Origin of the sequence: Chakrabartyella piscis, from assembly GCA_030067835.1 — a bacterium.
Classification (GTDB): Bacteria; Bacillota; Clostridia; order Lachnospirales; family Anaerotignaceae; genus Chakrabartyella; species Chakrabartyella piscis.
In genome coordinates, this window is record CP092441.1 from 1,850,454 (window position 1) to 1,871,942 (window position 21,489).

Sequence of the window (21,489 nt, forward strand, 5' to 3'; positions counted from 1 at the left end):
ACCACATTCTACATGGTTCTACCAAATATTTTTACAAGATTTCTCACATTTGTATCATTCAAAGTACAAAATCACCTGTGTTTCTACATGAATCTGTTCTCCTGAAGGTGGAAATTGCTCTTTGACCATATCCCCTTCACCTACAGAAAAGCTAGTGATTCCAACTTCTCGTAACGCTTTTTGTGCTTCTGCCACCGTCAAACCAACAACATTTGGTACAATTGCCAGCTCTTTGGAAACTTCTTCCCATTCTGCTTCTGTGTAGATGGGTTCTACTCCAATATATGGTAAAATATTGGACATGATTTCTTGCATAATAGGCCCTGCCACTGTACCACCATAGTATACCCCTTGTGGTTCATCAATCAATACCAAAGCTATGACTTCTGGGTCTTCTGCTGGTGCAAATGACATGAAGGAAGCGATGTATTTGCCATTGCCACGTGGTAATTTTTCTGAAGTTGCTGTTTTGCCACCCAAACGATAACCTGCTAGATAGGCTTTATTTCCAGTGCCTTCTGATACCACACTTTCTAGGATGACTTTCATTTGTTCTGAAGTTTCTGTAGAAATAATTTGTTCTCCTTTTTCATATGCGAAAGTTTCCAAAAGGTTCCCATCTACATCCACAACTTCCTTTGCAAAATGTGGTGTGATTTGATATCCACCATTGACAATTGCAGATGCACCAGCCAACAATTGCATGGGTGTGATTTGGAAGGATTGCCCAAATGTCATGGTTGCCAATTCCACAGGTCCAATGTTTTCCAATTGGTGTACAATGCTGGAAGCTTCACCAGCCAAGTCAATTCCAGTTTTTTCTAGTAACCCAAATTGATCCATATACTCCAAGAAAGTTTCTGCACCCAAACGTTCACCAACCTCCATAAATACAGGATTGCAAGAGTTTTGTACTCCCTCTACAAAGGTTTGGGAACCATGTGTCAAAGGATATCTCCAACATTTGATGCGTCTATCACCAACAATATGATAGCCATTGCAATAAAATATGGATTCTGGTGTGATGACACCTTCTTCCAAACCAGCAGTTGATGTAAATATTTTGAAGGTGCTGCCTGGTTCGTATGTATCATTTATGGCAAAATTACGCCACATGGAATTGAGTGCATCGCTTTTTTCTGTTTCTGAAAAAGTATCCCAAATTGCAGCCAAATCTGCATCGTTTATGGTAAACGGATCGTTCAAATCGAAGTTTGGGTAATTTGCCATTGCATAAATTTCACCATTTTGTGGATTCATTACCACAATAAGCCCTCTGGTGGCTCCTTTTGTTTCCACTGCTTTTTCTATGGCTTGTTCTGCATATTGTTGAATCACCACATCCAAAGTTGTAACCAAATTCCCACCATCTACAGGTGCAATACGTTCTTGTTCACTATCCACTTCATTTCCACGTGCATCTGTTAAGGTTAAAATCTTCCCTTGTTCCCCTTCTAAAATGCTATCGTATTTGGCTTCTAGTCCCAAAATCCCTTGGTTATCAGAACCTACAAAGCCAATGACTTGAGATGCCATATCCGAATAGGGATATATACGTTTGATATCCTCATCCACCATAACACCATCGATTTCTGCTGCTCTAACTTGTGCTGCAATTTCTGAATCCACTTTGGTATCAATGCGTACCAATGCCACTTTTTCTTGTATCTTTGCTGTGACCCAGTCCACATCCAAATCCAATGTAGTTGCCAAATAGGTTGCTGTTGCTTCCACATCTGTCACTTGCACAGGTATGACACTGACTGCATTCACTGTTTCTGTCAATGCAATGCCTTCTCCATTGCGATCCAAAATGCTACCACGATTGGGTGATATCAAACGATCACGTGTTTGTTGTTCATATGCCATTTCTTGCCACGCTTCGCCATGAACAAACTCTATGTATAGTAACCTACCAAAAATGATACCCAAACCAAGAATTGCACCTGCTAAGAATACCATCAGTTTTCTTTTTTCCAAAATTGTTGTTTTCTGCATAGAACACCTCATTTTCCATTTGTATAGTCTATGGAAAACAGGCTATGTATATGCTAATCTCCCATAGGCGATAGTGAAGAGTGCATAACAAAAAGTGAATCTTTTAAACCTTCGGTCGATTCGTGAATCACCCCTACAATTCCAGAATATTTATGTTTTGTGTTTTCGTAGGGGTGACGTTTCGTTTCCCGTTGTTATCAATTACAAATTGTGAAATTGTGGCTGTTGATGACGGCAAGAGTAGAACCCTTGCCCTACAAGTACAGCATATGCCTGTGTACTGTCATTCAGAGGAGCATAGCGACGAAGAATCTTGGTTTTGCGGTCGATTCGTGAATCGCCCCTACGATTGCGTTTTAATGGTTTGTGGTACATTTGAGTTTTGTGGCTGTTTTTTGGGATACAAAAGGACGGATTTACACCCGTCCTAATCAATCTATTCAATTTCTTCTACATACTGCAATTCAAATACCAATTCTACTGACTCTCCAGCACTCATAGAGATACCATATTGTGGACTTTGTGATGTAACAACACCCAATTCTGAACCTGAATAAATGACTGTAAATCCAGCATTTACAAGGGCTTCATTGGCTTCGTCATAAGTCTTTCCAATGACATTTGGAACTGGTATGGTTCCAGAATCGCTTTCTGCTTTTTCCACATACAATATGATTTCACTGCCACGTGTGACACCGGTGGTTGCTTTTGGAATTTGGTTGACCACTGTATTTCCTGTTCCAACTACCGTATAGGTCAAACCTCTTGCATCCAAATCGTTTACCACGTCAAAGGTAACGCTACCTGTATAATCAGGCAATACAACGGTTTCATCACCTGTGGATGTGGTTTCCAAAACATCTACTGTTGGTTCCATATTTTTGTATTTGATGATGTTTTCAATAATGGATTTTGTCAATGGTGCTGTACTTTGCACACCATCGGTATAGGTTTCTGGCATATACATCAAGCCCATAACCAGATATTCTGGATTTTCTGCTGGGAAGTATGCAATGTGAGTCAATGCCCACAAGTCATCTCGAGTACGATCCCCTTGTTCACCAGTACCTGTTTTACAGCCAATGGAATAACCAGGAATTGCAATTTTGGTACCTGTACCGTGGTCTACAGTTGCTTTCAGTGCCAAACGCAAAGTATCTGATGTTTCTTCTGAAATCACTTTACGAATCACTTCATTTTTATTTTCATAAACCACATTGCCACTGCTATCCAAGATATGAGACACCAAATGCGGTTCTATGATATTTCCACCATTGATCAGTGCTGCCATTGCTGAAATGATTTGAATACTTGTGGCATTGAAGGTTTGTCCAAAGGAACTGGTTGCCAATTCCGTTGCACCCAATGCAGACACACTATGGAGCAATGAAGAAGCAGATGCTTCCCCACCAATATCGATACCTGTCAATTCACCAAAACCAAATTCTTTTTGATATTCATAGAAAATTTCTGCACCCATTTCCTCTGCAATTTGAATCATACCCATATTGCAAGATTGTGCCAAAACTTCTTCCACATCAATGATACCATGTCCACTTGCCAAGTGACAGCCGATTTCCATACCAGAAATGGTAACAGAACCACCACAATAGAAGGTATCGCTCATGGAAATAATGCCTTCTTCCAATGCTGCTGCAACCACCATAGGTTTGAATACAGAACCAGGCTCATAGGTACTGCTGACTGTGAAACATTTCCACATATTGTTGAGATAATTCACTTGTTCTTCTGTGGTCATTGCTTCCCAAATTGCAATATTTTCTTCTGTATCCATCATCGCCAAAGGTGTACTTGGATCATTCAAATCATAGGGATCCGACTCTGCCATTGCAAACACTTCGCCTGTATTAGGGTCCATAACAATGGCAACTGTTTTCTCACATGGCCACATTTCTTGGGATTCTGCAACTGCTTGTTCTGCATATTGTTGCATCATATAGTCAATGGTGGTCACCAAAGTGCTACCATCCTTTGCATCATAATCTTGGTATGTGATGCTATTGCCCTGTTCATACAAAATAAAAGAACGTCCTGTTTCACCAGACATATAGTCATTGTAATAGCTTTCTAATCCCCAGCTGGTATCACCACGAATGAAACCAATTGCATGCGCTCCAATATCAGACAATGGATAAGCACGTCTACTGGTTTGCTCGTAATATACACCCTTTAAATTCAAAGCTTCCAACTCATCTTTTTCATCTTGTTCAATACCCTTTACAAGATATTTCCAGTGGTTATTCAAGTTGATTTCTTCGCTACCTTCAGAAACAGGTGATATGTAATATTGCAAGGTATCGTATTGTAATTCTGGGAAATATGTGCACAAAGTAGAAATGGTTTCTGCCTGTGTTGTAGCATTGTTTTGTGACAATACCAATGGATCCAAAACCACATTGTATATGGCAACAGAAACTGCCAACGCTTGGTCATTTCGATCCACAATATTCCCTCTATTGGGTGTAATCACCGTATCGTATCGATTGATTTGTTGTACCTTAGCCTGCGCTTCGTATTCTTCGCCATGTACCGTTTTCAAGTAGGCTACTCGTCCAATCAAACCAATCAAACACACAATAAAACAAGCCAGCATGAAATACATCCTGACTTTTACACTTTTTTGTAATTCTGGTCTTCTCATTTTTTTTTGTTTCATGTAATCATTCCTTTAATTCAAAGAAAATAGTAAGGAAAACACACTGTTTTCCTCTTCTTCGAAATATTCTTCTCCAGCATACTGGATGGTATAGCTTTCTTTTGGCACATCAATATACACCACTTGGTATGCTTCTGGTTCCACCATACCCAAGCGTGTCATTGCTTCTGTACGAATATAATCCAAGTCCAATTGTTCTGTAATTTCTGCTTCCACAATGTTGTTTTCAGATTTCAATGTGGAATAGGCATCCTTTTCTATACGCAATTGTACAGATGCATTATCTGCTTGCACACCAATTCCCATATACATCAAACAACCCAAAAAAAGCATTGCAATCACTACAATATGCTTGAAAACAGCCAAACCAACGCTTGATTTTGGACTTGCAACCACTTGTTGTTGTGGCATTGGTCGTCTTTTGGGTTGTGGTACTGGTTTTCTGGTTTCTCTTGGTTGATACATATAGTCTGTATCATAGGCAACACTGCCATAAGAGTAATATCTATTGGAGTTATGGTTTCTGCTATTGGAGTTTCTTCTGTTTTGCGTTTGCATTACCATTTCCTCCTTTTCATATAATTCTTTTTTTAAATTCCTTCTAAGATGCGAAGTTTTGCACTTCTGGATCTGGAATTGACTTCCAATTCTTCTGCACTTGGTAAAATTGGTTTTCTGGTAACCACTCTACCGGTTCGTTTTTTGCCACAAACACAAACTGGAAAACTTGGTGGACACACACATGGATTTTCTTGTTTGCGAAATGCTTCTTTTACAATTCTATCTTCCAAAGAATGGAAGGTTATGATGCAAAGTCTGCCACCTTCATTCAGTCTAGCAGAAACATCATCAATTGCTTTTTGCAATACATCCAACTCTCCATTGACTTCGATACGAATTGCTTGGAAAGTTCTTCTTGCTGGATGTGGCCCATCTTTTCTAGCACCCTTTGGAATTGCTTTTTTGATGACCGAAACCAAATCTCCAGTGGTTTCTAATGGTTTTTCTTTTCTTTCTTCTACAATAAATTCTGCAACTCGCTTTGCCCAACGCTCTTCCCCATATTTGAAAATAACGTTATTGAGTTCTTCTGCACTATATTCATTGACCACATTGTATGCTGAAAAGTCCCTTGTGGAATCCATACGCATATCCAATGGTGCATCGTGTTGATAGGAAAAACCACGTTCTGCTTCATCCAATTGGTGTGAAGAAACGCCAATATCCATCAACATACCATCTATTTTGTCAATACCAAGGTTGTCCAAGATATTTGCAATATTTCCAAAATTATCATGTACAAATGTCACTTTATCCAAATGCTCTTTCAGGCGTTCTCTAGCTGCCTTATGTGCATTTTCGTCTTGGTCTATGGCAATGAGTCTGCCTGTCGTTAATTTTTTTGCTATTTCCAATGAATGGCCACCACCACCCATGGTTCCGTCTACATAAATTCCTTCTGGGTCAATGTCCAAACCATTGATACATTCCCATAACAATACTGAAATATGATGAAATTCCATAACATCCTCCTTAAATACCATATGCTTCCATTTCTGCTGCAAGATCCATGCTAATGGAGTCTTCTTCTTCGTGGTATGCAAGCCATGCATCTTTGTCCCAAAATTCCACACGATTGATTGCACCGATGGAAACCACGTTTTTTTTCAATCCTGCATATGTACGCAAGGTAAGTGGTAATGTAATTCTTCCTTGGCTATCGTATTCACATTCAGCAGCTCCAGCACAGAAGAAACGAACAAATTTTCTAGCACCTGCATTGGTCATTGGCAGTTTGCTAAGCTTGTCCTCAAATATCTTCCATTCTTCTGCGGAATAGGCACAAAGGCAATTATCCAACCCTTTTGTGACAACAAAATTTTCACCCAACCCCTCACGGAGCTTGGCAGGAATGATCATTCTTCCTTTTGCATCCAACGTATGTTGAAATTCACCTAGAGCCATTTTGTTACACCACCTTTTTCACTGAAAACAAGCATATATCCACCTATTTCCACCACTTTTCACCTATTTCCTCTTAATTATAGTCCATTTCACATAAAAAAGCAACGTTTTTATGATATTTTTCTTAAGTTTTTTTATTAGAAAATGCGATAAAATCAAGGTTTTTTACCGTTTTTTACTAAAAAAAGAACAGCCAAAAACGACTGTTTGCGTGGCGGAAAATAATTTGAATGGTGTAGAGGGTTATTTATATTTTACGTAGTACCACTAAACCAAGTATGCAGTTGTAGGGTTGATTCACGAATCAACCGAAACCAAAGATTCTTCATTGCATTCAGAATGACAACTTATATAAGTTGATTTATTTGTAGGGGAGGATATTATCCTCCAGTAAATTGTGTGTGATAATTTTAGGTTTTAATTTTTTCAAATGTTAGAGACTTTTAGACCTTACTTTTCAACAGTGAAAAGTAACAAAAGCTGCCACTCTTTGCGAAGGCGTGGAGCCACGCTATAAGGTGGTCAAGACCCCCTTATATATCCCCTTGTAAGTAAGATATGTGATGGTGTAAATCCTACGATTAGACCGTGAGTGACAAGCCCCTCACCTCTTGATTACTGGTTCAAAAGCAAAGTAAGTAGTGAACAAATGATTTTTGATTTCCATTCAGCCTTTGCTTGCAAAGCGGAATCCTCTCAATTTATTACTAGTGAAATTTCAATAAGCGTCTCTAGCCATGAAGGAAGCATGCTCAAGCCATAAATTATAGCAATAGCCATGTCTATTCCACCTTGTAGGGGATTTTTAAGGGCTTGCAAAGCCCTTGAACCGTGCTCCACGCTTCGGAAGTAGTGGTGGATTTTGTTACTTTTCTCCAGTGAAAAGTAAGGTCTTAATGATCTAAATAGTGAATAAATTCCTACCTAAAATTAATTCACAACATCCCAACAGGTGACGAAACGTCACCCCTACAAAACAAACGTTACTACAGATTATAAGCATTTGACGTATTACGCAAACTACACTCTAAATCGAATTTCTGCACAAAAAAAGGACACACCAAAGTGTATCCAAAAAGCTGATAACGGGAATCGAACTAGATTATACACATATCTATTTTTATTTGTTTCTGTTATGTAAACAAAATGCAAGCAACGTGTGTATTTTGTTGTTGCATTGCGTACAAATTACAAATGATTCACCGATATATCAGTACCAAAATCACCCATCAAAAAAACAGTTCACACAAAAGTTCACACAAAATCACCTTATTCATGGTAAAAACAGGCGAATTGGTATAATCCTGTCACTATCCACAGAAGATACAAAAAGGAGATTTTAGCATGAAAAAACTAACCGGAATGTACCAAGCGTTCTGCAAGGAACGTCACGAAGAATTTGAAAATTACATCAACGGAGGCGACACTATGGGAGAAATTCAAAATTTTTTAAAGCAAAAGCTCAATGCAGATGATTTTTATCACGCTGAAGAATTACTAAATGCCTTGGTCAGTGAAATCGAAGAAAAGGGCTTCAAAGAAGGTGCCAAATACACCAGCGGCTTAGCAAAAGAATTGTTTACTGAGTGATACGAGAAACCCTTATTTCTAGGGGTTTTCTCTACTTTTTTTAATTTCCACCACCTTTTTTTATTCAAAATTATCCAACAACACACAATGTAAATAAGTCACCTTAAGCCTACCCACTCCAAAAACAAAACCGCCCCTATGAAAAAGAGCGGTTTTAATAGCGTTTTGGATCATCTGTTCTACCCAGAAGATAGTCGGTGGAAACGTCGAAGAAGTCAGCGAGCATAATCAATCTTTCTTGACTTACGCCTACCGTACCATATTCGATTTTTTGGTAATATTTATCAGTAACTCCCAAGGTTTCGCCCATTTGTTTTTGGGTAACTTGGTTTTCTATACGCAATGTTTTCAAGCGTTCAATGAAAGTAGCCATCTAAAAACCTCCAGAAAATTAAAACCGTTTAGGGTTATCAGTAAGCCCTAGCAAGTAGTCTATAGATACATCAAAATATTCTGCAAGTGCAATCAATGGTTCGGTAGCTGGTCTCCGTAACTCAAGCTCATAATTTTGTATTCCACGTTCACTAAACCCAACAGCTTCAGCTAAGGTTTTTTGAGATATATTACTGTTTGTTCGTAGTTCCTTTAATCTTTCAGAAAATGTTGCCATAAAAACCTCCAGAAAATTTCAGAAAAATGTTGACATACTCAACTGTGTGTGGTAACATCTTATTAGGTACTCGTTTGTGTGTATGTTTTGTTTGTATAAAACTATACCATAAATTGTGTCAAAAGTCAATTTAATACGTTTTATTTACGTATTAACAAAAAAATAACGGAAATGTCCGCCCTCAGAAAGTTGACAAATCCGTTATCCACTAGAAAGATTTCTCTATCTGTAAAACATTATACTACAGCTAGGGACTTCTTTCAATACCCAATTATGAAAGGAGCTTTTTTAATGATTCAACTCAACCAAGTTTTACACCCCAACACCATTGCAGTTATGGAAACACTGGAAAGCTGCAGCATTCAAGAAATAAACGAAAAAATAGATACACTCTTTTTGAATGATTTCGAGCAAACAGAAGCGAAGAAAGCCACAGAATGGTTACGGACATTCCCCCCTGTGCTGCAAGCTTGCCATGTCCAAGAAATAATGGGAGTGAGCGGCAGCGTTGCATATAACCTTATGCACCACAAAGAATGCCCCACTTTGAAGTTTGGGCATCGTATTGTAGTACCAAGAGAGGACTTCTGGGAGTTTGTGATGGAGCACAGAGGTAAACGCTTATGGTGAAGAATGACAAGCAAGACAAGCGATTGAATGAAGTGATTCGGGTGCAAAAACGTCACAGTAGCTTTGTTATGATGGATAAAGGGTTCTTGGAGAACCCTAACCTGTCATGGAAAGCTAAGGGCATACTAGCCTATCTGCTGTCCAAACCAGATGATTGGTGTGTGATTGTTCGTGATGTGATCAATCACTCCACAGATGGCAAAGGAGCGGTATATAGTGGCTTGAATGAACTAAAAGAGGAAGGTCATTATACCAAAGTCCCCATCAGAGATGAACGTGGTAAAATAATTCGCTGGGAGAGTAACATCTACGAGTGTCGGATGTCCCAAGAAAGCGAAGCTGCTACCACCGCTCCACCACTTCCCACTTTTCAAGAAATGGATAACCAAGATATGGATAAGCCATATCTGGAAAACTGGGAACGTAATAATAATTATATAAACCTTACTGAAAATAACTGTACTAAAAATCAGTCTAGTCAGTCTGGCAAGATAGACATGACGGACAAGATTGAAGGGTACACCGCTATGATCCATGAGAACATTGACTACAACGGTCTTTGCATTTCTCAAAAATCAGAAATTCAGATGGTTGATGAATTGGTGGCAATCATGGTGGATGTGATGGTGGTAGACACCAAGACCATTCGTGTAGATGGCGAAGATAAGCCACGAGCTTTGGTCAGACACCGCCTTAATCAATTGAATTACCATGATGTGATACACGTCTTAGACGGCTTCAAGAGCCTTACGAGCCACATCAAAAACAAGAAAGCATACTTACTCACCATGCTCTACAACAGCAAGATGGAAATGAACGCACACTATACCAATGCCGTAGCAGCCAATCAATGGGAAGGTGGTGGTCACCAATGACCAACGAAACTCTAACGTCCTTCCTGGCACAACGATTGGATACGCAAGATTATTTGAAAGCCATGAGATTGATTGAACGTCTGGAAGAAATGGTTCACGAACAAGCTTTTGTAGATGGTGCAAATTTTATGGCGGAATTGTTCGAAGAATTGGTAGGTGAGAGCGAATGAAATTTCAGATTGTAGAAGAATTGTATGAGGTGGAAGGCTTTATTGGTTACCAAGGATGCTTGGTTTCTGTCATTGATATTCCACAGATGGACGATGAGCAGTGGGAAACACTTGCAAAAGAGTATGCAGCAAAGCTGTTTTTGGAGGTGTGAATATGAGTATGAGATATGACAGATATGACACGTATCACAGACGAGTTGAAGATGCGACCTATTTGGAACTCATTACATTCTTGAGGGAAAATGGCTTTGAAATCGTATATACCAACGTCCCAGAGCTGAATGGTAAACGAATTGGGTACAAGCTGTATACCTTCATGAGTTCTTTATCAGATAATATGAAATATTGGTGTTATAACATTGCTTGGCTTCGTTTTGCTGCGGAGGAAGAAAGTGGTGATATAAATGGCTAAGAGGGGACAAGGCGAGGGAAGTATTTCCAAGAGACCTAATGGTACATGGTATGCTAGAATCACTCTAGGACGTGATGAGAACGGCAAACAAAAACGTAAGTCTTTCTATGGCAAGACTCGTAAGGAAGTACAAGAACAAATGACAGAAGCCTTGAATGATGTCAATAAAGGAGCTTATATAGAACCATCAAATGTCACGCTAAATGAGTGGTTGGATTTTTGGCTTGAAGAATACAAAAGACCAAATGTACAGCCCAAAACATACCTTGGTGCTGCATCCGAAGCTAGGCTCCACATTCGCCCTCAATTGGGAGAGTGCAAATTACAAGATTTGCGTCCAGAGCAATTGCAAAAATTTATCAACGGGTTTGTTGGCGAAGGATACAAAGAAAGCTCCATTGACCGTCTTCGTGTACTTTTAAAATCCGCCTTACAGCAGGCTGCAGATAACGATCTAATTAGAAAAAATCCTATGACGACCGTAAAGACACCTAAAAGCACAAAAATTAGTAAAAAACGTACACTTACCCTTGATGAGCAAAAAAAATTTATTGAAGCGGCACAGTATCATAAGTCTGGAGACATATGTATACTCATTCTGCTTACTGGATTGCGTGTGGGCGAAGCTAAAGCTTTAACCTGGTCAGATATTGATTTTGAAGGAAAGCTTTTAACTGTAACTAAAAATGTACAATATGTAAAAAATCTTGAAACCGGAAAATATGAGCATGTGATATATCCACCAAAAACAGAAGCTGGAACACGTATTGTTCCGCTCATACCCCAAGCTGTACAATTATTACTGGAAAAACTAGAAAATCAAAGAAAGTTCTTTAAATTTCTAAATATCCCCCATGATGAAAGTACTCTAATCTTTCCATCGCCTTATACTGGTACCTATTATCTTTCCCCTTCAATCAATAACGCTGTACAAGCAATTTGCAAAACAATTGGAGTAAGCGACATCTCCACACATTGCTTACGCCATACCTTTGCTACACAATGCTATGAAAGTGGTATTGACCTGAAAATCATACAAGAGATTCTAGGGCACAGTAGTATAAATATGACAGCCGACATTTACACACACGTATCACAATCTATCATATCAACTGCTATACAAAAATTAAGTAACGCAATTGATGAATAAGTAACTGAGTAGCACTCTTATGTGGGTGCTACTTTTTTAATTCTGCCCTTAAGCCTACACAAAAACCATTTAAGCCTACACTTAAGCCTACCCTTAAGCCTACCCTTACGCCTAATAGACAGATACAAATAAAAAAACATTCCATTTACTAGAAACATTGACTTAAAAATCAGCGTAAAAGTGGCATAAATACAGCAAAATACAGAATATTACCAAATACAAATGGGGTGAATGTGTTTATTTTCGTCTCACGCTGAAGAATTATTAAATGCTTTGATCAGCGAAATCGAAGAAAAAGGCTTCAAGGAAGGTGCCAAATACACCAGTGGTTTGGCGAAAGAATTGTTTACAGAATAACACAAAAAAAGGGTGGCCATCTGGTCACCCTTCCCTTTTGCCATCAAATCTCAGGACTTTCTGTGTTGCCTTCTGCTTGGAAATTATTCGCTTTTGCACTCTCAAAGGTAATTCCGCCTGTAGAGTGGTCTGATTTCGCCATATTCAAATACGCAGTGCAAACCACACCATGAGCTGTCCAAGGAAGTGACACCATGGCTGTGATCCACGCCAACGAACCAGTGAATCCCTTCCAAATGCACAACATGGCCAAAGCCAAACCACCCAATGTCACAATCCAAAGCAATGCACGAATATCAACTATCAATCGTTTGGAAAATTCCTCGTCTGTCGCTTTTGGTATTTTGATTTTAATTTCATTCGTCTTAGCCATAGGCTTACACCAATCCCACTTTTTGCGCCATGCGATAGAATAAAACAACCATTTGTTCACGGGTCAGTAAATCCGCCCACATATAATTAGGCTGACCATCCTCTGTTTCACCGCTACCATAAATCATGCCGTTGTCAATCGCCCATTGTCTTGCTTCTTCACTCCATGTACCGCAATCGTTATCTTGTAATTCTTTTCTCATATCTGCAAATTTTTCGTTGAATGCTTCTTGTGTCATATCTTCATCTCCTTTTAGTTTTTCATTGACTTTTGCTGCAATATCCCCATGAAGATTGTACAAATAATCTCCGGGGCAAGCCTTTGCTGCAAACCATCTGTGTACTGTCATATTTTGTCTATCCACATTGCCAATCAAAGAAGAATCCCCTTCCCATTTCAAGGAAGAAATACCATTCCTTTGGCAAATATCCGCACACAATTCAATCAACGCATTGTATGCTGCATCGGTAACTGCATACGGATCAGTGCTATCAGAAGCAACCTCGATGGTCACTGCCCTGTTATCATTGCTACTATCCGATGTACACCAACTTCTATCACCTTCGTCCACGTATAACGCAATACGTCCATCACTCCCCACACCATAATTGCTACTTGCCCCTCTGGATGATTGTGCGAACAATGCACCACAACTTTCCACTGTCAAATTCCCAGCCATACAATGAATGGAAATGGTATCAATGGTTGCATTCCGTGGACTGTTTTGGTTTGGTGAAATATTGGTATGGCAAATCAAACTACTATTGCTCATCAAATCACCCCTTAATCTGTCGATGTGCTAAAATAGCACATCAATTTGTCATAACCAAACATTGCAGCATATGCCACCAAAATGCCGATTACAAAAAACCCTACAACCAAATACCAAGTCATTTCTAGTCCTTGCATTTGGTAATATGCCACACATACAATCACTGTAAATACCTCAGATAACACAACCACAAACACGTTGATTCGCTCCGTAGTGTTCAACCAAGTCACTGCATTTTTCACCACTTCTGTGATGATGTTTACAAAGATTGTCAATCCCGCAACAAGTACCAAAACTTGTGCCCAAACTGTTGTATAATCCATTTTCATTCCCCCTTACATAAAATGCTCCACTGCCTTCTGATTTACAAAATCCTTTGTTTCATTCTTAACCTTTTTCGCATAATCAAGTGCTTCGTGCATATCCCCATTGCATTTTGCATCTGGAATCCTTTGCACCGCCTTTGCTGTAGCTTCTGCAAGTGCCATAGAAGCTGTTGACATCTTCATAATGCACATTTCATATTGCACTCGGTCTTGCTCATGTTTTTTGGCTTCTTCTGCCACCTTATCCAGTTTGATTTGCATAAACCGCAATGCAATCCCAGAACATATCGACGGTGCTGCTGCCGCCGCAACCACATAAATCCATTCCAATCCATCACCCCCTATTCCACATCAATCACCGTTGTCCACACGCCATTCTCCATCCGTTGAATCCCATCTGTCACATCAATCTTGAACCCTTTGGTTGCGTTGGCATAGTTGGAATTATCCGTCACATAAATCGAATCGGTGGTGATGGTGACTTTGCCACTGATTTTGCTACTAACGATGGTTGCGGTGGTGACTGCCTTTTCTGCTGATGTTGTGACCATTTCACCCTTGGTGATTGCTGTGGTAATATCGTCCACAAAGTCACCCAGCTCAATGGAATTGTACTGCTCCAGCAAGCAATCCCACTCATAGGCAATGACTTCTGCTTTCTTCTCGAAGTTCATTTTTTCATTTCTGACAGTGACTGTATCGCCCAAGAAAACTTCTTCCAAGATGGCATATTTCTCATATTCAACAGTATTGGATAACAACTGAAAATCTACGGAAATATTGATACTAGGCAAGTCAATGCCTGCTTCGTATAATGCTTCGATGGCAGTTTCCAGTTCTGATGCTGTGGTACAATCCGTGTCCTCATAGCAATAGATTTTGGGGTACGGATAGTCGCCAATGTGGTCGCTATCGATGCAACCTGACGTGGTGACATCATCATCCCCCAGACCATAAATCCGTGTTTTTACATCAGAAATATCTTCTTCCACTTCCAAGCCCACAAGATTTTTTCCGTAAGATATGACAAAGCCTCTATCCTCGCCAGCATTCGCCAAAATAGAGATATTCCAACCATCACGCACCAATTCACCGCCAAAGGAATCCAGAAAGCTACCGCCATCTTCCTCACCGAAAAGCACTGTGATAGGGTTCACACGTTCCAACGAAACGGAACCAGTTCCGCCCAAATTTGTGGCAAAAGAAAAGCCCATGTCATAATCCATTTGGTTGACAAGAGCTTGTAAAGTTTCCGCTGGTGTGGCGGTATCTGTGGTGATATTGTCGATGTAATTATCCAGCAAATCGAAGTAGACGTGCTGTGCATAGACTGTGATGGAATCCATGGTGGGTTCGATTTTGTAGATGCGAAAAGGCTGCATACCACGTGGTGTGGATGCGTACAAAATACGATTATTTTCGATGTTTTGCCATTTGCCTGAAGCATCATAATGGTGTTCCAGTTCCAGTTCGTATATACCGTTTAGTTCCTCTGATACCGTGCATGATGTGGGAAGCAAAGTTCCCAAACCAAGGGTTTCAAAGGTGGTTGCGTTCATTTCAAATAGTTTGATTATGGTGTTCACCTCCTAACGGGCGCACACATAGGTACGCCCCTACAATTCAAATCATCATTCCACATCCGTTTGGATTGACCAGCCATAGATACCTGGTTGCCAGACGTTATTTGACACATCAGACACCCATGTTGTATCGTTCCAATAGACGATATCGCCAATCTGGTAGGCATCGTCAGCGCCTAGAGGTTGCGTCCAAATGGCGGTACCATCGTCAGTAAATCCAATCTTTTTGAATAGTGATGTGGCAACGTCTGGTGTCCAATCTTCCTGTGGTGTATGTTTTGTGATGACCTCGTATATCTGTGCTTCACCATTTTCATTTTCACCATAGCGTAGGATTTCGCCTACAGTCGCTTCTTCCTTGGATTCCAGTTTGGTTTTGAATGTTTGATACCAGTTGGAATACTGCATTTTCTCATCATCTGATAGGGTTTGCTGTTTGAGCAGTGTCATCACCAATGATTGGAGTTGTTGGTATTTTTGCTTTAGGGTTTCCATTTACAACACCTCCGCTAGGGTAATGACTGCTTCGTTGATTTCAGATTGGGTGTAGGTGGTTTCTGGTTCTGTAGGTTCAATTTCAATTGTGAACATCCCATCTACTAAATCGTATGTGATGCCTTCATATTCGTAGGTTTCATTTGTTGTGGGTTCGTATTTACCTTCTTCCAAGTTGAAATCTTGAACCAAAAATGTACCTAATTCTATTTCAGCCACAAATGATGTTTTTCCATATAAAACAGGTCTAATCATTCTTTCTGATTGATAGTAGACACTATCCCCTTCAATATAAAACATGTTATTCCTCCTTTATTTTGCAAAACATCCAATTGTTATTGTCCCAAGTGTACCTGTCGCTGAAGATGATGATGTATTGCACATCATCATAGTTACTGGTTCTCCTGCACTGCAATAAAAGTACCTTTTAGTATTTGCTGAAGTATTTAATAGTGTTCCCAAAAAAGAAAACTGGAAATTTTTAGAATAATTGGTAATGCAGGAACTGCTCTGATATGATAAAGAAACTTCAGAAGAACCATACCAATTACTTCCCTGCATAGTGTCTAAAGCAGTTGTACTTACTGATAAATTATTGTACGCATAAAACACATCCCAAAATGAAGAAAATGAATAATACTTAGTTCCGTTATAATCCCAATACATAGGCGTATTGTTTTTGGGGACCAGCTTAGCTAGATATACACTGTTAGTCGCATATCCAGACGTTGTTATATAATATACCCCACTTTTTGGTGCAATAAATTTTGCGAAACAATAGGTTCCATTAGCTAAAAATGTTAAACTAGTTACAAATGTTGTATCATCTTCAAAAACAATAATTTCTTCAGATGTTATATCTGTGCTAGGTCTTGAATAATCTACGATATCTTCAACATCCCCAACCATCTCGCTCAACTGCTCCACTGTTGGTAACTCTGCAATGGCATCTAACACTGCTGGATTCTCCAATGCTTCGATGTTGAATGCAGCCAGCTTTTCTAGCATCTGCCAAAATGTTGTTACTTCCAACTCATTTGCTGTATCTCCAGCTGTACCAAAATTATCCACCATATTTGCCATCAATTCCAAAGAGTCTTGTACCTCACTGAACAAGATGGTCAGCGCTCCAAATTCATTTGTGGATTCGATAGCTTCATCATCTTGCAAGCCGGCTAGCACCAAAATTTTGAAAATTGGCGTGGTCAAAACAGAAGTATCCCCATCACGTATGGAAATTTCAGCGTTCAATGTACCCACTTCTGCCAAGGTTTGGGTTGTCAAAAGGAATTGACACCTACCCCCTTCTGCATCTGTAATTTCACCAGCGGTATAAATCATAGCCCCACTTGTTGGTTTTTCAAGATATAAGGTCACACCATGACCAGTTAAATCAATTGGCGTACTGCCATCTAGCAAAACCACATCCAAATATCTGCTGTTTTCATCATTTTGTTTGGATGTGATGATGCTGTTGTATTCTTTGGTTACATCCATTTGCATTTTGTTGTAAATTTGTGCCATTGTTTCCTCCTTTCGTTACGGGCGAACACATAGGTACGCCCCTACAGTGTACGTTACCGCCAGCGCCATTGTGGTTCTACCACTACCTTTTCTACGCTTCCAGACCATGTAATTTCATTGGCACCTACATCCAATCTAGGGAATGCAGTGCCTATGTATTGCAGATTACAGGACGCACCATCCTTGTAGACTTCCTCTATTTCGCAATTGACTGTGATATAATCCACCACATCCGTCAGTGTGAAGGAAGTTCCATTTATCGTGAAATCTAGGTCACCAGTTCCATAAATCGTGATGATGGGTGTGGAATAGATGGTGCCACGGTTGTAGATGGTGGTGGGTTGGGTTAGATCTAGGGTGTCGGAATAGGTGTTGCGTGAGTATTTGAATGGTTGGACTCGAAATGTGAGCAATATTTTCTGATACAAATAAATCACATTCGAAATTTTGATGCTACCGCTGATTTTTGCACGATACACCTTATCTTTCTCTGTAGAAATAATCAAATCCCCAGAACCATCCAACCATGCCACAATCTCATCCAACCGCTTACAAAGTCTGGTGCTACAATAAAATGTCAAATCATAGGGTTTGTATGTTTCATTTTCATCTTCTGTGAAGTATCCACTTCTTCCAGCAATGGTAATCTCCGTTTGTTTTCGTTCTGCCTTAATCCTCTGTGGCATCTCATAAATTTGGATACCAAAATCCTTACTGGATTGATTCTTGAATATAAAATACCCTTCCATCTACACACTTCCTTTCGGTTTGGTTCGTTGTTTGCGATAAAATTCCGCTTCTTGCAACAGACTTGTTGTGGAACCATTGCCATCATTTGTCATTTTCTCAATGTGGATATTCACATCGCCTTCTTTGGTTTCATTTGTGTTATTGACCACATTTGTATTGGTGTTGCCACCTCTTACAGAAAGGCTTGTACCCATTTGACCTATACCTTCATCTACAGATGCTTGCATGGTTCGATACGCAGTTTTCATACGCTTTGTAAAGCCAACTTCTACACCTGCACCAGCTTGTACACCAATTTCTTCTTCCATACGTTTGGATGGTGAATGAATGCTCAAGGATGCCTTCAATGTTGCAATCATCTGATTTGCAATAGACTCTACTGCTCGATACAAATCACCAGATTTATCTTCCATACCATCTACCCAACCAGCAATGGCATCGTTACCAATATCCTCCATCATTCCTGGCATATTGGACAGGGTATCCTCCACTTCATCAATGAATTCTTCTTCAATCAGCGCCAATTCCTCTGCATAGAATTTCTCTGCAATCTCCTTGGATTTCTCTTGTTGTTCTGTCCAACCTTCCACAAATGCTTCATATTTACTATCAGATGCAGCAAGCAATTCTTCTGCAAACATAGTGGCATCGTCCATATCCATATCCAGAATTTCATCCATCAATCCTTCTGGAATACCCCTTTGTTCTAGCGCTGTCAAGGCTTCATCATAGGCTTCAATGGCTTTGATGTTTTCCTCAAAATCAAGCAACGAAACCTTTCCTGTATCATCATCCACAGAGAACAAATCCCCTGTATCAGACAATTTCTTCTGCATATCCTCTTGTTTGGAAATGATTTCATCATAAGCGGTTTCAAATGCCTCTGTAATGCTTGCCACACTATCGTCCACAATGGTTTGTGCTGCATCCTCGATTGCATCGCCCAAATCTTCCACACTATCCACAACATCACTGACACCATCATCAATTCCTGTTGTAATGCCATCCGTCCAGTCATCCGTGAATAAATCTTCCACCTCATCAATGGAATCTTCCATGCCTTCTACGATGACATCGCCAGTGTTGTCCACTTCGTTTGCAATGGCTGGTGTGGCTTCTTCAATGCCCTCTACAACACCACTGCCCAGCGTATCTTCCACCGTATCTGCAACCACAACTTCCTCCGCACCGAAGATGGATAAGAATCCAGAAACCACATTTGCACTCATTTGTTTGGCAATGCTCACCAGATTTGGAATCCCACCTTTGATACCGTTTACCATGGCTGTTATCAAGTTCTTTCCTATGGTAAGCAAGGCTTGTGGCAAACTACTAAGCCCACCTTGCAAAGCTGCCGAAACACTAGATGCTGCATTTACCATCAGAGAACCTGCACTCTTCACTCCATTGGCAATGGCAGTTGTCAAAGAGCCACCAAGGCTTATCCATTGGAATGCAAAAAATGCCTTTACAATGGCTTCGATAATCGTTGGAATATTCGCAATGAGAGTTGGAATGTTTTGAATCAATCCCAAACCCAATTGCAAAATCAATTGCAATGCTGCCAATAGCAATTTACTTGCGTTGTTGTTGATAACATCTGCAATGCTTATGACAATCTCTGGCACTTGCGCTATCAAATTTGGAAGAGCTGCAATCAAGCCCAAACCCAAGGAGGTAATCAACTCGATTGCCGCTTCCAAAATCAAATCTGCACTACTACATAAATTTTCCACCAATGCCGCAATGGTGTCCACTGCCACAGGAATCAACTCTGGCAATTGTTCTGCTATACCGCCAGCAAGGGATGCCAAAAGGACTGCTCCTGTTGCCACAATCTCAGGCAACAACTCAATAATGCCCTCTGCCAATGTGGTGATGATGGCAATTGCACCATCTGCTATATCTTCCTTGCCATCGGTCAAACCAGATAGGAAGGATTGGATCATGCTCACACCAGCTTCAATGAATGTTGGTGCGTATTCCACAGCCATATCCAGCACTTCCACAATGGAGGTACCAATGGCTTCTGCCAAACCAGAGAATCCACCTTCTGCATAAGCTTCGCTCAAATTGTTGGCAATATCTGCAAACTGCCCTACAATATCTGCTGCAATGCCTTCGTTGCTTTGGTAGATGGCAATGCCTAGATTGGTCAGTGTGGTCTTGATTTTCTCGGTGCTAGAAGCAAGGGTTGCATCCATCTTTTCATAGGCTTCCCCAACCACATCAGCACTGGTGCCCATAGCTTCTAAATTGCTTGCAAATTTTGCACTGTTGTCACCAGACAATGCCAAAGCACCCTGTCCAGCTTCTGTACTGGAGAACATATCAATCAGGGATTTGCCACTGGATTCTGCGTAGTTCCCCATCAAATCCAGAACCTCGTTGAGACCCATACCTTCATCCATCAAATCCGTGAAGCTTTTGCCTGCTAGATCCGTTCCTGCCACTGCATTTTCCAAAGCGGTTGCTGCTGTGGTTCCAGATTTCCCAAGTTCCGCAATCATACCGTTGAGTTGGGTGGTTGCTGTTGCTGTTGCTGTACCCATAGAAGTCATGTTTGCAAGGGATGCACCCACTTGTTCAAAGGATACGCCAAATGCAGCTGCTGTTGGTGTAACGCTTGCCAATTGTTGCCCCAGCTCATCCACAGTGGTGATACCCAAGTTTTGGGTTTGCATCAACACTTTTTGAATATCATCAATGCTTTCTACACCCTGTCCATAGGCATTCATGGTTTTTGCAACTGCTGTCAGTGCTGTATCCACATCGGTAAAACCAGCCTTTGCAAGCATAGCAGATTTTTCCAACACCTCTGTTGCAACTGCCATATCTTCTGTTACAGGAATCCCTGCTGAAAGGGCATTGTATAAACTGTTGCCCATTTCTGTAGCTGCAACACCTGTTTTACTGGATACCTCTAAAATTTTACTTTCCAGATTGTCTATATCGACTTCCACATCGCCAAACAAAGTGCTTGCCTTTGCCATAGATGTTTCAAAGTCTGTACCAACTGCAACTGCAGCACCACCCAGTGCCACCATTGCTGTTGATGCAGCAGTGATTGCAGTGACCGTCACCGCCATAGCTTTTTTTGCCACAGTTCCCACAGCTGTTAGCTTGCTGGAAAGGTCACTATCATCACCTTTGATTTTGATGATTACAGAACCATCGCTCAATGCTTTCACCTCTTTCCTTTGGTGAACATCATCGGCGCAATGGCTCTACT

Annotated in this window: 25 protein-coding genes; 8 read left to right on the forward strand and 17 right to left on the reverse strand. The window is 40.4% G+C overall.

The genetic code is table 11. The features are described 5' to 3' along the window. Positions 1-54: 54 nt before the first annotated feature. The 5 genes from MJY40_RS08235 to mraZ all read right to left on the reverse strand — a co-directional run bounded on the left by MJY40_RS08235 (position 55) and on the right by mraZ (position 6,640). Positions 55-1,998, reverse strand: coding sequence for a penicillin-binding transpeptidase domain-containing protein (locus tag MJY40_RS08235; protein WP_317853767.1), 1,944 nt, complete (start codon positions 1,996-1,998; stop codon positions 55-57). 436 nt (positions 1,999-2,434) lie between these two features. Further along, positions 2,435-4,675 carry a penicillin-binding transpeptidase domain-containing protein gene (locus MJY40_RS08240; RefSeq protein ID WP_317853768.1) on the reverse strand — a complete coding sequence of 747 codons (2,241 nt, stop codon included), beginning with the start codon at positions 4,673-4,675 and terminating at the stop codon, positions 2,435-2,437. Positions 4,676-4,687: 12 nt separating this feature from the next. After that, the gene (locus MJY40_RS08245) at positions 4,688-5,233 is read right to left on the reverse strand and encodes a hypothetical protein (protein ID WP_317853769.1); all 546 of its coding nucleotides are present in this window, start codon (positions 5,231-5,233) and stop codon (positions 4,688-4,690) included. Positions 5,234-5,265: 32 nt separating this feature from the next. Then, a complete protein-coding gene (gene rsmH, locus MJY40_RS08250) occupies positions 5,266-6,198 on the reverse strand; it encodes a 16S rRNA (cytosine(1402)-N(4))-methyltransferase RsmH (RefSeq protein WP_317853770.1) in 933 nt (310 codons plus the stop codon). A gap of 10 nt (positions 6,199-6,208) precedes the next feature. After that, positions 6,209-6,640 (reverse strand): division/cell wall cluster transcriptional repressor MraZ, encoded by a 432-nt coding sequence (gene mraZ, locus MJY40_RS08255; protein ID WP_317853771.1) that lies wholly within the window; start codon positions 6,638-6,640, stop codon positions 6,209-6,211. A gap of 1,344 nt (positions 6,641-7,984) precedes the next feature. Here mraZ and MJY40_RS08260 point away from each other — a divergent pair. Further along, a complete protein-coding gene (locus MJY40_RS08260; RefSeq protein ID WP_317853772.1) occupies positions 7,985-8,230 on the forward strand; it encodes a hypothetical protein in 246 nt (81 codons plus the stop codon). 154 nt (positions 8,231-8,384) lie between these two features. Here the strand turns inward: MJY40_RS08260 and MJY40_RS08265 are convergent, their stop codons facing one another. Both MJY40_RS08265 and MJY40_RS08270 read right to left on the reverse strand, forming a co-directional pair. Continuing rightward, positions 8,385-8,603 (reverse strand): helix-turn-helix domain-containing protein, encoded by a 219-nt coding sequence (locus MJY40_RS08265; RefSeq protein ID WP_317853773.1) that lies wholly within the window; start codon positions 8,601-8,603, stop codon positions 8,385-8,387. Positions 8,604-8,621: 18 nt separating this feature from the next. Then, on the reverse strand, positions 8,622-8,840 hold the full coding sequence (locus MJY40_RS08270) for a helix-turn-helix domain-containing protein (protein ID WP_317853774.1): 219 nt from the start codon (positions 8,838-8,840) through the stop codon (positions 8,622-8,624). A gap of 291 nt (positions 8,841-9,131) precedes the next feature. Here MJY40_RS08270 and MJY40_RS08275 point away from each other — a divergent pair, with 291 nt between their 5' ends. The 7 genes from MJY40_RS08275 (at position 9,132) to MJY40_RS08305 (ending at position 12,434) form a co-directional block, all read left to right on the forward strand. Continuing rightward, positions 9,132-9,470, forward strand: coding sequence for a helix-turn-helix domain-containing protein (locus MJY40_RS08275; protein WP_317853775.1), 339 nt, complete (start codon positions 9,132-9,134; stop codon positions 9,468-9,470). Then, positions 9,464-10,345, forward strand: a complete 882-nt coding sequence (locus MJY40_RS08280; protein WP_317853776.1) for a DUF6017 domain-containing protein — start codon at positions 9,464-9,466, stop codon at positions 10,343-10,345. Before MJY40_RS08275 ends, MJY40_RS08280 begins: the two co-directional genes overlap by 7 nt. After that, positions 10,342-10,515, forward strand: coding sequence for a hypothetical protein (locus tag MJY40_RS08285; protein WP_317853777.1), 174 nt, complete (start codon positions 10,342-10,344; stop codon positions 10,513-10,515). The genes MJY40_RS08280 and MJY40_RS08285 overlap by 4 nt, the downstream gene beginning before the upstream one ends. Continuing rightward, on the forward strand, positions 10,512-10,667 hold the full coding sequence (locus tag MJY40_RS08290) for a hypothetical protein (protein ID WP_317853778.1): 156 nt from the start codon (positions 10,512-10,514) through the stop codon (positions 10,665-10,667). Before MJY40_RS08285 ends, MJY40_RS08290 begins: the two co-directional genes overlap by 4 nt. Positions 10,668-10,669: 2 nt before the next feature. Beyond that, positions 10,670-10,927 carry a hypothetical protein gene (locus MJY40_RS08295; protein ID WP_317853779.1) on the forward strand — a complete coding sequence of 86 codons (258 nt, stop codon included), beginning with the start codon at positions 10,670-10,672 and terminating at the stop codon, positions 10,925-10,927. Continuing rightward, positions 10,920-12,077 carry a tyrosine-type recombinase/integrase gene (locus tag MJY40_RS08300; RefSeq protein ID WP_317853780.1) on the forward strand — a complete coding sequence of 386 codons (1,158 nt, stop codon included), beginning with the start codon at positions 10,920-10,922 and terminating at the stop codon, positions 12,075-12,077. Before MJY40_RS08295 ends, MJY40_RS08300 begins: the two co-directional genes overlap by 8 nt. A gap of 231 nt (positions 12,078-12,308) precedes the next feature. Continuing rightward, a complete protein-coding gene (locus MJY40_RS08305; protein ID WP_317853781.1) occupies positions 12,309-12,434 on the forward strand; it encodes a hypothetical protein in 126 nt (41 codons plus the stop codon). 43 nt (positions 12,435-12,477) lie between these two features. Here MJY40_RS08305 and MJY40_RS08310 read toward each other — a convergent pair whose 3' ends face one another. Genes MJY40_RS08310 through MJY40_RS08355 form a run of 10 tightly spaced genes read right to left on the reverse strand, consistent with a single transcriptional unit; the run spans position 12,478 to position 21,439 of the window. Continuing rightward, positions 12,478-12,807 (reverse strand): hypothetical protein, encoded by a 330-nt coding sequence (locus MJY40_RS08310; RefSeq protein ID WP_317853782.1) that lies wholly within the window; start codon positions 12,805-12,807, stop codon positions 12,478-12,480. A 4-nt stretch (positions 12,808-12,811) separates the two neighbouring features. Further along, on the reverse strand, positions 12,812-13,579 hold the full coding sequence (locus MJY40_RS08315) for a peptidoglycan recognition protein family protein (protein ID WP_317853783.1): 768 nt from the start codon (positions 13,577-13,579) through the stop codon (positions 12,812-12,814). 11 nt (positions 13,580-13,590) lie between these two features. Then, positions 13,591-13,902, reverse strand: a complete 312-nt coding sequence (locus MJY40_RS08320; RefSeq protein ID WP_317853784.1) for a hypothetical protein — start codon at positions 13,900-13,902, stop codon at positions 13,591-13,593. 12 nt (positions 13,903-13,914) lie between these two features. After that, positions 13,915-14,235 carry a serine/threonine protein kinase gene (locus tag MJY40_RS08325; protein ID WP_317853785.1) on the reverse strand — a complete coding sequence of 107 codons (321 nt, stop codon included), beginning with the start codon at positions 14,233-14,235 and terminating at the stop codon, positions 13,915-13,917. A gap of 11 nt (positions 14,236-14,246) precedes the next feature. Next, entirely contained in the window at positions 14,247-15,491 is a 1,245-nt protein-coding gene (locus tag MJY40_RS08330) for a phage tail spike protein (protein ID WP_317853786.1), read from the reverse strand. 45 nt (positions 15,492-15,536) lie between these two features. After that, complete coding sequence (locus MJY40_RS08335) at positions 15,537-15,983, reverse strand: hypothetical protein (RefSeq protein WP_317853787.1); 447 nt, start codon at positions 15,981-15,983, stop codon at positions 15,537-15,539. Further along, positions 15,984-16,283, reverse strand: a complete 300-nt coding sequence (locus tag MJY40_RS08340) for a hypothetical protein (protein ID WP_317853788.1) — start codon at positions 16,281-16,283, stop codon at positions 15,984-15,986. It abuts the gene before it with no gap. Positions 16,284-16,295: 12 nt separating this feature from the next. Next, the gene (locus MJY40_RS08345; protein WP_317853789.1) at positions 16,296-17,507 is read right to left on the reverse strand and encodes a BppU family phage baseplate upper protein; all 1,212 of its coding nucleotides are present in this window, start codon (positions 17,505-17,507) and stop codon (positions 16,296-16,298) included. A gap of 53 nt (positions 17,508-17,560) precedes the next feature. Then, a complete protein-coding gene (locus MJY40_RS08350) occupies positions 17,561-18,256 on the reverse strand; it encodes a distal tail protein Dit (RefSeq protein WP_317853790.1) in 696 nt (231 codons plus the stop codon). Continuing rightward, positions 18,257-21,439 (reverse strand): phage tail tape measure protein, encoded by a 3,183-nt coding sequence (locus MJY40_RS08355; protein WP_317853791.1) that lies wholly within the window; start codon positions 21,437-21,439, stop codon positions 18,257-18,259. Positions 21,440-21,489 lie beyond the last annotated feature (50 nt).